The 14,467-nt window shown below is 32.5% G+C and carries 14 protein-coding genes; 4 read left to right on the forward strand and 10 right to left on the reverse strand.

Going from position 1 to position 14,467, the window contains the following annotated elements:
• Nucleotides 1–11 precede the first annotated feature (11 nt).
• The 10 genes from ACFSFY_RS00165 to ACFSFY_RS00210 all read right to left on the reverse strand — a co-directional run bounded on the left by ACFSFY_RS00165 (nt 12) and on the right by ACFSFY_RS00210 (nt 8,829).
• The gene (locus ACFSFY_RS00165; RefSeq protein ID WP_381535116.1) at nt 12–644 is read right to left on the reverse strand and encodes a hypothetical protein; all 633 of its coding nucleotides are present in this window, start codon (nt 642–644) and stop codon (nt 12–14) included.
• Between the two features lie 2 nt (nt 645–646).
• On the reverse strand, nt 647–943 hold the full coding sequence (locus ACFSFY_RS00170; RefSeq protein ID WP_381535119.1) for a DUF5592 family protein: 297 nt from the start codon (nt 941–943) through the stop codon (nt 647–649).
• A gap of 75 nt (nt 944–1,018) precedes the next feature.
• On the reverse strand, nt 1,019–3,088 hold the full coding sequence (locus ACFSFY_RS00175) for a pLS20_p028 family conjugation system transmembrane protein (RefSeq protein ID WP_381535122.1): 2,070 nt from the start codon (nt 3,086–3,088) through the stop codon (nt 1,019–1,021).
• Between the two features lie 49 nt (nt 3,089–3,137).
• The gene (locus ACFSFY_RS00180) at nt 3,138–3,560 is read right to left on the reverse strand and encodes a hypothetical protein (RefSeq protein ID WP_381535125.1); all 423 of its coding nucleotides are present in this window, start codon (nt 3,558–3,560) and stop codon (nt 3,138–3,140) included.
• The gene (locus ACFSFY_RS00185) at nt 3,560–3,799 is read right to left on the reverse strand and encodes a hypothetical protein (protein WP_381535128.1); all 240 of its coding nucleotides are present in this window, start codon (nt 3,797–3,799) and stop codon (nt 3,560–3,562) included. Before ACFSFY_RS00185 ends, ACFSFY_RS00180 begins: the two co-directional genes overlap by 1 nt.
• Nucleotides 3,796–6,321 (reverse strand): VirD4-like conjugal transfer protein, CD1115 family, encoded by a 2,526-nt coding sequence (locus ACFSFY_RS00190; RefSeq protein ID WP_381535131.1) that lies wholly within the window; start codon nt 6,319–6,321, stop codon nt 3,796–3,798. Before ACFSFY_RS00190 ends, ACFSFY_RS00185 begins: the two co-directional genes overlap by 4 nt.
• Nucleotides 6,322–6,336: 15 nt before the next feature.
• The gene (locus tag ACFSFY_RS00195) at nt 6,337–7,461 is read right to left on the reverse strand and encodes a hypothetical protein (protein WP_381535134.1); all 1,125 of its coding nucleotides are present in this window, start codon (nt 7,459–7,461) and stop codon (nt 6,337–6,339) included.
• An 86-nt stretch (nt 7,462–7,547) separates the two neighbouring features.
• Nucleotides 7,548–7,775, reverse strand: coding sequence for a hypothetical protein (locus ACFSFY_RS00200; RefSeq protein ID WP_381535137.1), 228 nt, complete (start codon nt 7,773–7,775; stop codon nt 7,548–7,550).
• Nucleotides 7,776–7,811: 36 nt separating this feature from the next.
• On the reverse strand, nt 7,812–8,036 hold the full coding sequence (locus tag ACFSFY_RS00205) for a hypothetical protein (protein WP_381535140.1): 225 nt from the start codon (nt 8,034–8,036) through the stop codon (nt 7,812–7,814).
• A gap of 304 nt (nt 8,037–8,340) precedes the next feature.
• Nucleotides 8,341–8,829: a helix-turn-helix domain-containing protein gene (locus tag ACFSFY_RS00210; protein ID WP_381535143.1), complete on the reverse strand. Its 489-nt coding sequence runs from the start codon at nt 8,827–8,829 to the stop codon at nt 8,341–8,343.
• 459 nt (nt 8,830–9,288) lie between these two features.
• Between ACFSFY_RS00210 and ACFSFY_RS00215 the strand changes: the two genes are divergently transcribed.
• The 4 genes from ACFSFY_RS00215 (at nt 9,289) to ACFSFY_RS00230 (ending at nt 13,927) form a co-directional block, all read left to right on the forward strand.
• A complete protein-coding gene (locus tag ACFSFY_RS00215) occupies nt 9,289–9,534 on the forward strand; it encodes a helix-turn-helix domain-containing protein (protein WP_381535145.1) in 246 nt (81 codons plus the stop codon).
• A 618-nt stretch (nt 9,535–10,152) separates the two neighbouring features.
• On the forward strand, nt 10,153–11,757 hold the full coding sequence (locus ACFSFY_RS00220) for a replication initiation protein (RefSeq protein ID WP_381535147.1): 1,605 nt from the start codon (nt 10,153–10,155) through the stop codon (nt 11,755–11,757).
• A 318-nt stretch (nt 11,758–12,075) separates the two neighbouring features.
• Complete coding sequence (locus ACFSFY_RS00225) at nt 12,076–12,306, forward strand: YczI family protein (protein WP_381535150.1); 231 nt, start codon at nt 12,076–12,078, stop codon at nt 12,304–12,306.
• Between the two features lie 1,087 nt (nt 12,307–13,393).
• Nucleotides 13,394–13,927 carry a tubby C-terminal domain-like protein gene (locus ACFSFY_RS00230; RefSeq protein ID WP_381535152.1) on the forward strand — a complete coding sequence of 178 codons (534 nt, stop codon included), beginning with the start codon at nt 13,394–13,396 and terminating at the stop codon, nt 13,925–13,927.
• Nucleotides 13,928–14,467: the final 540 nt, after the last annotated feature.

Genomic DNA, 14,467 nt, shown 5'->3' on the forward strand with positions numbered 1-14,467 from the left:
CTTCCTTTCTGTCAGTCGATTTTCGGCTTTGAATTAAGATTAGATAGTTGGTATAAAACATTGATTTTTTTTGATATATCTAATTCGACAATGGGATTACTTCTAGCCAATAGTTTTTTCAGTTGTACTTTTCGCTCCTGAAGATTTCTCACGCTATCACCATAGATAAAGAAGAAATATTCCTTGTTTGTTCGATATTCTTCGATAAATTCAAGCTCCGCAAGCTTTTTTTCTAAAAAAGGAATGTAGGCTGGTTCTTTGCACTTTCGTATATTACGAACAATATTATTTTTTTGCAGTTCTAAATTTACAGGCGTGTGTAAAGGCACTAATTTAATATCTGGAATAAAAGCTTGGAACAAATAAGCCAATGAAAAAATGTCATTATCTTTATCATTTTCATTCAAAGAATAAACGTCTTTGCTTGTTACTTGGATAATTTCCATAAACTCTCCGTTTCTCATTTCAAGAAAATCAAATTCTGCAATATCGACTATTGGTACAATATCAGCAAAAGAAGATATTATTTTCTTCTTCTTTCCCTTTTTTTCTTGCTGCGACATCATATTTTTTTCATTCATAATTGCATTATCATTACTGATTACTTTTCTCTTTTTATACTTTTTCTCATTAAACAGTGCCATACCTATTTATCACTCCCTTCATAATCAATTGCGCTATAAGAATCCTTTTTTCTAACTAGTGCAAACAAAATAGCGTGAAACATTCTTTTTTGTGGATTTGTCGTGGGTCGAACAATCATGAATAAACCAAAAACAATTAAAAATATTGTGAAATAGATTGTAAGTGACGAGTGAATGAATGGTAATGCCATCATTCGAAATACAATCAACCCGATAATAAAAAGCAAATCAAACAAATAGAGCATTTTATTTATTTTTAATTCTGTTGAAATTTCATTTGGAATTCTATAACTTCTCATTTTTTCAACTCCTAAAATAAAAAAGAATGACCACTATAATTAGTGACCATCCTTTCTTTATTTTTTTGATTTTCATCATTCTATAGTGTAGTTTCTGGGACGTTTTCGATCATTTGATTCATTGCCATTGATTGACTCCCTATCACTTGTATGTGCTTCGAAATCACCTGTAACTTCTTGGATCACATTAGTTACATCAGTATCTACTATTACAGTTGAATCATGAACAACATTCGCTGTTTGTCTAGTCTGGGAACTACTTGTAGTTTGTGAATTACTTGTACCACCAGATTGGTTCGTTGGCGCTTGTGTAGTGCCACTACCTGTACTTGTTGTGAAAGTCGTTGTAGTACCGACAACCTCTTGAACATCGTTAGAAACGATGGTGTCTGTCGTTATAGTTGAACTCTCAGTAACATTCGCTGTTTGTCTAGCATTGGAACTACTTGTAGTTTGTGAATTACTTGTTCCACTAGGTTGATTTGTTGGTACTTGTGTAGTGCCACTACCAATATTTGTTTGCGAGCCTGCTGTGCTTCCCTGAACATTATCTTGAGCACTTGTTGCGTTGTCAGCAATATTTTCCGTTCCAGCAGAATTAAAACTACTTGTAGTTTGTGGGTTGCCTGCCCCAGTAATTGTAGAAAGTCCCTCGACATCATTTGGAGATGGCGCTGTTATTTGATTTCTTTGTCCTGGTTTTGTTGGCTCTGATTGCTGTGAAACGTTTGAGTTGCTACTCGTAGTATCTCCCGTGTTAGTGTTATCAGTTTCTACATCATTTGGTGAGGGGGGATTATTTTCATCAGAACTGTCACTTGCGGATGAACTTGCATTAGCAGCGTTTATACTAGCACTATCTTTCTTTTTATCTTGGCCAGATTCATTTTCTGCATCATTTGGTGAGGGTGGCTTTTCTCCACTAGCACCACCTGAAACATGCGACAATGAAGTATTTGAACTCTTTTCTTTTCCATCTTTCCCTATATTCGAAAGACCTTTTCCAACACCTGCAACCATTCTTCCTCCTGCATATGCACCTGCAAGCACACCCCAACCATTTTTAAGCCCTGCATCAATGCCAAATAAACGTTCAACAATATTTGGTCCATCCACAACAGCTACCGAAAAGGCGATTAAAGCAATTAAATACGCTAATCCACTTAACTGGTCAGCAATAAATACTGTTCCAATCATGTAAACTTTCATGGATAAAAATATCAAGATGATAACTAGAAAAGTATTTAGGATTGACTGTAATATCTTCTTTGTTTTCTGCCCATCATGAATATCCGCTGGTGCAATAATAATCGCTAATATATAATTGAAAGCTAATTCAAATGATAAACGAGCCAACTTATATGCTATTGAAAATAAAGTGAAAGCCATAACGATTATTGTTGTCAGCAAAGTTACCCAATTTAAGGAGTACCTGTAATAGTAAGAGTTATTCCACTCCACGCCTGATTGATCAAATTTGGATAAGTCTTTTTGATTCGCTACCCAGATTAACTGTTTTTTAGATAAATCCTTTCCTGAGGTAGTTAAACCTAATTCGCTACGGCTACTATCCAATTTTTCTGTAATGCCGATTCCACCAATCATGTCTAATGGAATTGTATTCGGTCTATCTAATTCAATAGTAGACCATCCGTTTATATCAAATTCCACCAAGTCGTGTATGTTTCTCGATAATATGTTATCGGAAAGTGTCCCCTCTTCTTCTTCGTATATTTGAGCGTTACCGATTGCTGTTATCGCTGCATTTGTAAATTCATTTGTTTTCTCCATACCAGTACCTAGCAACGCTATAACGATTAATGCGATAAATAAATTAATTGCTATGCCTTCCCTATCGAACTTTTTCTGGAAAATCAATAAATAGCCTACATACAGCAAACTAAATGCTAAAAGAACGTACAAAAAAGGGCGTATCGTAGAAACGAACGCCACCACTTCATCATTTTTAAAAAAGGTTTTAATTAATAAAACATCATCTGTCACTTTTTCTAATCCATCCAAAATATACGCAAGACCTTTTACAAGTACCCAGCCAATCCATCGAAATGGATCACTGAATATACTACCTACATGTAAAAACTCCTTAAATTTTTCAAGGGTTGATATAATTTCATCATTGTTCATACTTTTTCAATCACTCCTTTTAAAAGGCAAATAACGTTGACTCTTTCAATCAGTTATGAAGATCCATGAAGTTCATAACTTCCTTTGCCAATTGGGAATCTGTGTAACTATTAATTGATAGTTCGCCCGTCACTTCATTTTTTTCAAGATAGTACATTGCATCACCTTTAATTTCACTAGAGTTCGGGAATATTGAAGTACCTTTATTATCATTTTTTCCATCAGATTGATATGGGTTATACATTACAACTTCGACCTTTTTTTCTTTCGCTAATCTCTCCACAGTTGGAACAAAATACTCGTCATTATCCGTTACTAGTAAGACGAATCCGGTTTGATTTCCTTCGAAATATTTATTGGCTTCATCAATATTTACTTGCTTAAAATAAGCGTTATTATTTGAAGAACAACCAACCAATGAAATACTTGCTGCTAACAGTAATATGAATAAGAATCCTGTTTTCTTGATCATTAACTATCATTCCCTTCATTTTTCACGCCCTTTTCAAATACCTCTTTCATAGAAACTTGCAAAACTCCATCAAATTCTGAAAAGTACGTCACTGTTTTTTGTGAATTTGTTGCTTCGTCTATTTCATTACGAATTGAAAGATAGCCATCATTGACTTGCACATATAAAGTTTCACCTTTTTCTAGTAACTCTTTTCGAGAAATTATGAACCTGTCGATTAATGCAAATGTATTATTCATTTAACGGTACGCTCCTTTTCAGTTTCATTTCCAATTTGTTCAAGGGCATGATCAATTTTCGATAACATAATAGCACACATATTATCTTTAACTTTTTGATTATTCGCTAAGACTATATCTCTAAATTCCAATATCCCCATTTCGGAGTATCGCTCCACACTCTCAATATCATTGTTAAATGCCTGTTGTAACAGTCCTTTAGCAATGACTTGCGATGTTTTTACATGTTCGTTAATTTTCGCGTTCAATCGTTCTTCTTTTCTTTTTTGTTGTCTATTTGCCGTTTGATTTTTCTTTACCTCTTTAACAAGTACATCTGAATCATTTTGAAGCAATTCATTATTTTCATCAGCTGCATTTTCCAGTGGGGGTTGTTTTTCATTGTGATCAATTAGGATATAATCAGATTGTAAAGTTGTTAAATCTGTCGTTGCGTGGGTACATGGAATATCAATATCGTTTATAGATTTATCTGTATCATAAAAATCAGATAGGTATTCCCAGCGATACTTCAAAGCAGTTTTACCCGTTAAAAAGATTGGATATTGTTTTATTCTCTTTCTTTTTTTATCTTGTCGTTTAATGACACGAATAACAATCATTTCACCTTCTTTTAACCCCATTACCTCTGTGGACGTCATTAATCTCCTTGAATCCACGCTTTCAGTTTTAGATTTGTTAAAAGATATTGTTTGCCCTGAACGAGATTTCGTTAAAATTGTTTCATCCCCTAACTTTTTTGATATTATTTCGGCTGTGCTTTCGTCTGCCGTCAGTAGGTATAGCGTGTTACCACAATTCCCATCTATCGTTTTCCACTGATCCCCGTAGAGGCTTTCAAGTTGCGAATACGCCTGTATAATTAAATTAAATCGTATGTTTCTACCTAAACAGACAGTAATCATATTTGTCATACCTTCAATTGGTGGCATGTTTCCAAATTCATCAAGTACAAAAATCACTTCCCGAAAACACTTACCTGAAGCAACGTTCGATGATGCCCTTGCTAATGTCGTATAAAGCTGTTTTACATATAATGAAGCTATAATGTTAAATGTTTCATCATAATCTGGAACTATCATAAAGACGGCTATCGGTTTTTCAAATTGTACCCCAGAAGACACCTTTACTAGATCTGTGTCATATGAAAAGGTCATTTCTCCACTATCGCTTATACTTTCAACTGTAAATATCGTTTTCTCTTTACAGTTTAGATCATCTAATATGACTTCAAAAGACTCCCCGACTTCTAAATGGTTATCATGATAGTAATTGAAATAACCTTTATCATCCGTTTTCACACTGCCACTTTTCCCATTAGAAAACACAAAATGTATTCTAATTAAAGGTTTGGACGTTCCCCTAATCCAATGGTTAAATCCTATCTTCTCCATTTCTAAACTATTTTGAGAAGTTAACTTTCCAATCCCCTCTAAAGTGAAAGTTCCTAATGGTGTCGTCGTATTCATTAATATACTTGCTCTAGTTGCACCCATAGCGCCTTCATAAGTAGCGAACTGTAGCCTTGCAGGATGATTTGCGGGAAACTGTTTGAAAAACTCAACTAGACCTTCTTCATCTTCCCCATTTTCATCTTGAACAATTTTAGATGAAAGCTCCGACAACATTAAAGCTAAATTGTACATAGTAACTCTTTCAGGTGTTTTCTTGTTCACTTCACATAAACCGAGTATTAGAGCCGTACAAAGATTTGTAGACGCTTTCGACCAAATTTGATCAGTTGACTTTGGATCATGATATAGCATGAAAGACAATGACCTGGCATATTGTTGCGCTTGTGAATAGTTTTCTAGTAAAAACTCTTGTTTTACTATTTCCAGCAAATCATAACTCATTGATTGGTTTGGATTCATCAGATTCAAAACCTCAACGTGATACCCTAAGCCTTCTAGCGTATCTTTTGAAGCTGAATACAGTTCTCCTTTTGGATCATTTAAAATCATACTGGCTTGCGTTGCTGCACGACTATAAATATCAATGGCTGAAAATACAAATGTTTCTCCCTTCCCTGAACGAGTAGTCCCTATAATCATGTTATTTACTGGACTATCATCTATAAACAATTTGTCTTTATAACGTGCTATTGGGACACCCCCCCCACCTTCAAAGCGTTTTCCCCTATCTGGTACTTCCCGATACTGTTTCTGAATTTCATCAAAAGTAGTGAAGCGAGCACTTCCTTTTTGGTCTTTTTTTAGGTTTCCGAAACTATTAAATACTTTAAATGCTAGAAATGAACCCGAAGCAACTGTAAACATAAACATTGCAACGTAGACTAAAACTGATGAAACTATAAACGGAAAAGCTGTTAACATTGTTGCATCAATTTTAATTTCCTCGATTTCAAAAATGGAACCTGTTCCTATCGTCTTTTGAAAAATTTCTACTGACATATTTAATAGAAAATTTAACGATAGAAATATTAGAGTGGATATTACTAGAAAAACTAATATCGGCAACCCAATTTTCTTTACTAAACGAAAAAAGATTTTTTCATTCAATTCATACCACCCCTTTTACAACCCATCAAATTCTGCTGTCTTTTCTTCTAATTCCACTGACAATGTTTCAATCGTTTCTTCATCTTTTTCTTTATTTTGTGCCTCCCGATCAACTTTTTCAGTTAATGTTTTAATTTCAGCTTCTAAAATTTGATACCGATCAATTTTCCCTGATAATCTTTCATCATTATTATTATTCAGCTCTATTTTTGCTTCATCAATTTTCCCAAGCTTCATCAAAGCATATGTTTTCATTCTGGAACGCTTAACAGTCATATTAATAGTCGGTAAATTTAACATCAATTCATATTCATTTTCAAAATAAGCTACATCAAACCTAGCCTCATTTGTGGGATATAGTTCATTGAACTCTTTCAGTTTATTAATTTTCACTTCTCCGTTCTTCCAGAAATCATTATTTAATATAAGGGTTTCAACTTCTACTGGATCTCCCAAAGTGCTAACAGCTTTATCGTATTCATTTTCCTTTAAATACATATCGACTAGAATAAGTTGTTGATTTTGATTCATTTTCTTTCCTTCAAAATACTTTTCCAAATCTTCCTTTTTACCTAACAAAGCCAATTCATAGACATCAATCATTTCCTCGTTTTCACTAACCATTCTTCTGCCATCAGATAACGCTTTTTCATATTGTTCTTTTTGTAGAATAAAAGATATTCCAACGGCAACTAATCCAATCGTTGTTGCTAAAGTAAAAGAGTAAATGATAATCCTTTGCCACTTTTTTAATTTGGATATTTTCGATCGGTCAAGATTAACAAGGGTTTTATCTATTGTTTCTTTTACTTTATATTCGGCTGGTGTTAATTCTTCAATCTGTTCAAGTAAGTAGGTTTTATCGGATAAGTTCTTTTTATTCACCTTAATAAGTCGTGTCATTTCTTTAATTTGATGATAAATATTTGGGTAATCATATGAACCGAAATTAACTATTCCAACGTACAATGTTGTTTCCGTTTCTGGTGAAATAATTGTAAACTCCGCTGAAAACGTTCTTTTTTCTTCTCTGCACTTCATTTCTAAATCATGTGTCATAGCTACAGCTTCAACAAAATCAATTCTGGTGTGGTTTTTAATTAAATTATCTTCAACACCTGCAAATAATACTTGTAGCAATTTAGCCAACTCTCCTTTAAAGTCCATTTTTAGACAAAGAAAAAAGCCACATTTACATATGTAGCTTTCCAAACTTTCTTATTTTGTTAAAACTTGATATTACTATCGACACTTTGAGCGATTCCTAACGCACCCATTACAATTATTAATCCAACAGCTGCACCAATGAACCAGCCAATTGACTTACCCCTTCCCCGATCACCACCCCAAATCAAATAGTAACCACCAATACAGAAAGCAATCGCTGCACTAATCATTCCAAGGCGCTGAGCCCACTCCAAAACTGCTTGTCCTGTCGAAATTAAACCTTCCATTGCACATTCCTCCTTTCAAACGGATTTGTGGTCAATTTAGAAATTAGTAGATGACGGCACGTTTTTATCAGTTACGATTACATTTTCTTTTTTCTCTTTGCCTTTATTAATCTTGCTATCAAGTGCTTCAAAGATTAACTTCTGATTAGATTGAATATAGCTAGTATGAAATTCATCAACCCAATTATCATATTCAATGCCTTCAATCAATAATAATCGCTCTACCATTTGTTTATTTTGACGTTGTTCTTTTGTAGCCATGATGCCCACCACCTTTCATTAAAATAATGTTGGTAGTAACACACCATTAAAGACAGTATGCTTACGCGAATTTCTAGCAGGTTTATTCGCAAACTCCTTGAAGCATATAGCTTCAATGCACGAGGTTTTTAGATAACCAAGAACTATCACGTGGCCATTTTTAAAACAACAAGTTTTAGGATTCCCTTGTTAAACCTTTTAGTTGGATATATCTATCCGCTCTACCACTAAACGAAAGACATCCCGATATTCAATTGTCTTTTTCTACTGCCTTTAACGGTGTGTTACTTTACTTTACGAATAGTTAATTCAACTTCTTTTCTCGTTTTTCTTTAATTAATTCCTCGTTTTCTTTTCTTCTTTTTGCTAATAATTTTGATTCAGAAACGACCGTTTTCGCTCGATAATATAAATCGGTTATGTGTTTTACTTCGCCTGTGTGTTTTTCTATTCCCACGAATCCTTTTAAGTCATACGTTTTGCCTTCAAAGGTTTTTACTGAACAAGCTGACGGTAATTCGTATAAACTGAAACGTTTTTTCATTTCTACACACCTCGTTTCATTTTCTTCTTCCAATGTAAAGTGATCCCACGGAACACTCTGTAATGAGATATTTAATGATTCGGTTACAGTAATGATGTTTTGGATTGAGGGTATAATTATTTCCTTACGTTCCCACATTGAAATTATGCTTTGGGTAATTTTCTTTTGTGTTATTTCGGATAAATCTTTTTGAGTTAAATTAAAGAAATCACGTTGTTCTTTTATCCAATCCCCAAAATAATAAGACAAGAACACACCCCCTATATAATTTGGTTGATTTCGAATAACTCAATAATATCAGTATACTGATATTTGTCAACAGTATACTGATATTAAATTGAATAAACTCTTTATTACAATGACTCCAAGTTATATCAACAAACTTATATTAGTTCAAAATAACTAACACGGTATTTTATGAAATCCATTAACTAGTATGAAAAAAGTTTTTCTTGTTGTATTCTAGGCTTTTAATAGCTCATTGCTTTATTAAATCTTTAAAGCGAAAAAGTATAGATGTGAAATAATATAGGAAATTAGACTTGAATTACAATTGCAAACTCATTTTTGATGCCTTATTATTGAATAAGGTTTAATGATTCTGTTACAAATGATATATATACTTAATAGTTCTCTTGGAAATGATACATACATTTAATAGTTCTGTTTGAAATGAAATGCTATACGAGAAGGAAGGAGGTTTTTTTTGTGGATGTACATGATGCGGTAACTGAAAGAGTGCGTACTTTATGTAAAGACAGGGGTTGGACTACTAATGAATTAATTAGAAGATCTGGTGTCAATCAATCGACCATTTCTGAAATAATGTCTGGGCGTTCAAAGTATCCTAGAATCATCACATTGAAAAAGATTGCCCACGGATTCGATATGACCTTATCCGAGTTTTTTGATACTGAACTTTTTTCAGAATTAAAAAATGAAAAAAATCATTAAAATGGTAATGATCGATGATTAGCGTCTAAAAAGATTAAAACATCGTTTTGGATACTAATCTATAAGATATGTTTAGACGCGTTTTTTTCGGTGAATTATCTTTTAAGGTTTGAATCGTACAATCAATGTCCTTTAAAGGTCTTTTTTTTTTGCATTTTTATAAATCTATTTTTCTAGTAAAGTGTTTTGATTTTGAATTAAGTAAAAGAGTTAATAAATGAATTAATATCTAACCAGACGGGTTTGAGTAGCTTGTTATGTATGTTATTAATAAATGTTATTAAGAGATGTTATAAACCTTATAACTGTTATAGAGGGGCTATAAACACTGTAGTGAAGGTCTTCGTAGAGGTTAACTATCACAAATCTAACGCCAACTATCACAAATCTAACGCCAACTATCACAAATCTAACGCCCAACTATCACAAATCTAACGTCTAACTATCACAAATCTAACGCCAACTATCACAAATCTAACGTCTATATATTTAAAAATCACAAATCTAACGTCAATTATCACTTGAATTAATATGTGTGATTATTGTGTTGCAAATAACAGTAAACTGTTTTATAGTAGATTCACACACATCAAATATATAGATAGAGGGGTTTTTGTTATGAATGATATTAAGTTGAGCAAGGACTTTTTAGTCACCTTGCACAATGATTTAGTACAGGCTAGATTTTCAGATGCATTAAGTTTGAACGAGCAAAAAATCCTATTCGCTGTATTAAGCAATATACAGCCACCAGAGTTTGATATTGATGAAAATGGAAAAAGAGTAATAAAAAAACCTATAAAAGAAATTGAACCCTTTAGAGTGCCAATTAAAGACTTTACAGAATGGCTGGAATTCAAAGATCCGAATTACTCAGCCTTTAAAAATACAATAAAAAAGTTAATGAAAAAAATTATCGAAATACAGCAAGAAGACGGAAGTTGGGAAATGTTTCAGTGGGTAACGAAATCAAGCTATATTGCAAAGGAAGGCGTTGCAGAAATTAAACTTTCTCCAGAATTGTATCCTTATTTATTAAATTTGGAAAATAACTTTACAACTACTAAATTAAATATACTTCTTAGTTTTAAAAGTATTTACTCGTCAAGATTATATCAGCTAGTGAAAAAGTGGGAGAAAATTGGTTCATGGAAAGTCGAAGTCGAAGAATTAAAAAATTTGTTAGGTGTTCCTGTTTTGAAGGAAGTTAACGGTAAAAAGGAATTTAAACTAGCTCAATATGGTCACTTCAAACAAAGAGCATTAGAGGTTTCATTGAAAGAGGTTAACGAACATTCAGAGTTCGATGTAAAGATGATCGAACACAAAACGGTTAGAAAAATCACTTCATTATCATTCATTATTAAAAGGAAAAATACAAAGAGTAATACAGAGCCTGGAAACAGCCCTAAAAGCTCGCAGGTTCGATTAGAGGGACAAGCAGAGTCTGACATGCAAAAAGGAAAAGAACGCTTTGGAATGTATGCTGAATCATTTAAAAAGGCATACGGATCTAAAGATAGAAAGTATTTTAATAGACTTACAGGTGAAAATGTACTTTTTGATGATGATGAGCGTGTAAAAGCAATAATATTGAACAATATATTTGAAAGTATTGGGAATGATGCTTGTTATGCAATTGAAGAACTTTTATTGAAAATAATTAACGTTGGCTCTTTTGATATTAGTAGAGAGATACATACCCTTTTTGAATACACAAGAAATGCTGAGACAATTAACAATCCAGAAGCTTTTATTATTAGCAAATTAAAGTCGTTGGTTGAAAATGTTTTAAAGGGAAAAACAGGTATTGAAATAAAAGATATTATAAATATTAGAAAGCAGCAGAAGGTAGAAAGATTACCTGATTGGTGGTTTGAAGGTGAAAAGAGTAAGAGGGAAATTGAAAGAAAACAACAAATTCAATTTGAATTAGGTAGGTTAGGAGACTCAAATTTAGCATTGAAAGATGCGGAGATTATAGAACTAATGATTAGCTTAAATACTGGTAAAGAAGACAAAGAAATAGATCAGAAATTCGATAATCATATGGCAGAAAATTACCAAGAATATAAGAGGTTAAAAGGCATGGGGATACTGGAAAGATTGATGGAAGAAAAAAAGGAAGAGCTTCAATCATTAGGGTATTTAAATTCTAATGGGAAGATTTCTGAGGATATAGTTATGAAGATATATCAAGGTGAATTGGAAGTACCAGCGTAATCTAACCTTTATATTTTTTTAAAATCACACGAACAATAAACTATTTGTAGTTTATTGTTCGTGTTTGTATTACTAGAATATAGAAGATTGGTAACTGATTGTTGTGAACAAAGAAATGTACCAAAGCTAAAAAACTTGTTACGATCGAATGAAAGGTATTTACTACTTCATATTTAAAGGTGTTCAAAAACCATATTGGTTATAATTAAAAATGCTATACTAGTTGTATGAAATAACGAATATTCAGTAAGAACAGTATTCAGCTAACGGGCCAAATCGTGGAGTAACCGTAATTTTGGGCGAAGGAGAATGGGCATATTGCTGAAAATACTTAGAATTGTATTAGTTATCATTGGTTTTGTTTTGGGGGGATACATCTTAATATCTAGTAACTATGAAGGATTGCCATATATGATGTTTGTTATAGGGACAATGTTGCTGGTTATAGGCATAGCTGAAATCAAACAGAATCGAAAGAAAATGGGCATTGTCAGTATAATTGGTTCCCTTTTTGTTTTTTACGTTTCCGTGGAGGGTTTATTATTTTAATAACTGATTAATTTGAGCAAACCGGTGCAATTGTCGTATAAGGTTAGGCCATAATTTATTGTGTATTAACACAGGTATTAAATATATCGTATGGACTTGCTATGGGAATCTTTTTAATAGGTTTGGGCTTTGTTAAAGGTTTTTTAAGCGAAGAATCAAAAGATATCTTTAATCTCAAAGGAACTAGGTGCTTGTATCAAAAAAATGGACTTAAAGAGTCTTTAATTGAGCTGTTGTCTCTAGTTTTAATTTTTATTAATTCATATTTAATTGATTATGAGCCATTCACCATTTTTGAATTTGTTTATGCCTTCTTTCTCATTGCGGTTGTATTCCGTTTTCTGTTCTGGGGCATAAATCAAATGATTATGGAAAGAATTATACGAAAATAGGGTGCGTAAGTTGAAAATCACAATCCTAATTCCTCCCTCAAAATACGGAAGGGTTAGAATTTTTTATCTTTAAAAATCCTTAACGTTGTAAATTTGCACTTTCTTGGCGTTAACCTAGTGGTAAACTCATTAAGAACGAGGGTTAGTCTTGCGGCAATCGCTGGTAAAACCATGGCAGAAGTGGTACATTTTTGTGGCCGTAATCAAAAGTTATGTAATAAGGATTAAAGAAAGCTATGCAGAAATATCAACACAAAAATGTAACAAACAGACCAGCTCTGGTTTATCTATTTTTTTATATTTCTCAGATCAGCCGACATATATTTTAATAGAATAGGGGAATTTAACAACCAAATCATAGGCTGTTAGGAATTGTTTGATTTAGAGTTTACGGGTTGATTGGAAAAAACTAACAGACGTTAAATATATGTATTCAATGAATTGGATACTATTACATAAGCAAAAGTATTAATGTGCTCTTGATTTAAAGAATATTATGCACTCGTAGTTACAAAAAATGTCCCATCTGAAAGTACGTTAAAAGGTTTATCGAATAAAGAGAGAAATGTTTATTACGAAACACTAAATACAACACTTGCAATGTTTTATGAAGATTATATTTACGAAGAAACAAAAATCATTACATTTCAAGAATTTGTGTAAAAGAGCTAGTTATAAAATTGGAGGGAAATTAGATGAATACATATAGCTATCAAGGGCCTTACGTAAAGTCAAGTACTGTTCGAGCGACAATTAAAGATGTAAATGGAAAAGAGCATGGCTCTATCGAGAGGTATTTTAAGTCCATTTTCCATAGAATCTTTGATATGTGGATTGGTGAAAATAAATTAATTTCCACCTTCAGAGCATTTAATGAAAAAGGGATACAATTAATTGCTGCAAAAAAAAATCATTATAAATTAAAAAAATCTGATTTTGATATTCAATTTTTAAACGATGATAGTAAAGAAAAATTTATTGCTAGGCAAAAAGGGATGGATATTCTTACCCCTGAATATGTTATAACAGGTAATAATTTGGAGATTATATCCAAGAAAGGTATTTTAGACTGGGTCAAGTTTTATGAAGGGGGTAAAGAGATTGCTAGGTGGAAGTTTTCAATTAAGGAAAAATTTAAAGTCAATGTTGAAATTGAAGATATAGCTACAATAAAAGATCCACTCTTTTATTCAGTATTAGGACAAATACTATATTTTGTAGGTGATTGATGTAAATAAATTGAAAGTCTCAATAGATGGAATGCTATTACAAAAAAATGTGTATTTGAATAAGGAAAAAGTTATGGATTAGTTGGAGCAAATGAAGCAGGCAAAACTACCCTAATGAAAAAGCTTATGTTCAATGAGTGGTTTGGCTCTCGTGTGCAAGAATCGGGCGCGTTTGTTGTAGATGGAAGAGAAAATATACTGAATCGATTTAGCAACTTCCTACTTGTAGTATTATAGTTTTTTGAATGCTTTCTACTTGCTAAAAAAGAAGAGCAGAAAATAAAACAAAAAATGTGCTTATCTACGGTTCTTGAAAAACTCTTTAAAAAGTGTTAAAATAAAATTATTCTATTTTAAGTAGGTACGATTGTATCTACTTACATTTGATGTGTGTAATAAACTTTAAAAGAAATGATCCCTTCAAGGAATCATTTCTTTTTTTTTTACGCAAAATAAAGTACAAGTAGTTTATTTTGCGTTATTTTTGTTTTCAATTTCTAGTTGTAGTTTTTCTATTTGAAGCTTATAGGATTTTTCTAC

Source organism: Sporosarcina siberiensis, from assembly GCF_042681925.1.
Taxonomy (GTDB): domain Bacteria; phylum Bacillota; class Bacilli; order Bacillales_A; family Planococcaceae; genus Sporosarcina; species Sporosarcina siberiensis.

Coding starts and splice junctions, on each gene's coding strand:
- ACFSFY_RS00230 (WP_381535152.1), top strand. CDS start 13,394: ATGAATACATATAGCTATCAAGGGCCTTACGTAAAGTCAAGTACTGTT.
- ACFSFY_RS00170 (WP_381535119.1), bottom strand. CDS start 943: ATGAGAAGTTATAGAATTCCAAATGAAATTTCAACAGAATTAAAAATA.
- ACFSFY_RS00180 (WP_381535125.1), bottom strand. CDS start 3,560: ATGATCAAGAAAACAGGATTCTTATTCATATTACTGTTAGCAGCAAGT.
- ACFSFY_RS00165 (WP_381535116.1), bottom strand. CDS start 644: ATGGCACTGTTTAATGAGAAAAAGTATAAAAAGAGAAAAGTAATCAGT.
- ACFSFY_RS00205 (WP_381535140.1), bottom strand. CDS start 8,036: ATGGCTACAAAAGAACAACGTCAAAATAAACAAATGGTAGAGCGATTA.
- ACFSFY_RS00200 (WP_381535137.1), bottom strand. CDS start 7,775: ATGGAAGGTTTAATTTCGACAGGACAAGCAGTTTTGGAGTGGGCTCAG.
- ACFSFY_RS00220 (WP_381535147.1), top strand. CDS start 10,153: ATGAATGATATTAAGTTGAGCAAGGACTTTTTAGTCACCTTGCACAAT.
- ACFSFY_RS00185 (WP_381535128.1), bottom strand. CDS start 3,799: ATGAATAATACATTTGCATTAATCGACAGGTTCATAATTTCTCGAAAA.
- ACFSFY_RS00175 (WP_381535122.1), bottom strand. CDS start 3,088: ATGAACAATGATGAAATTATATCAACCCTTGAAAAATTTAAGGAGTTT.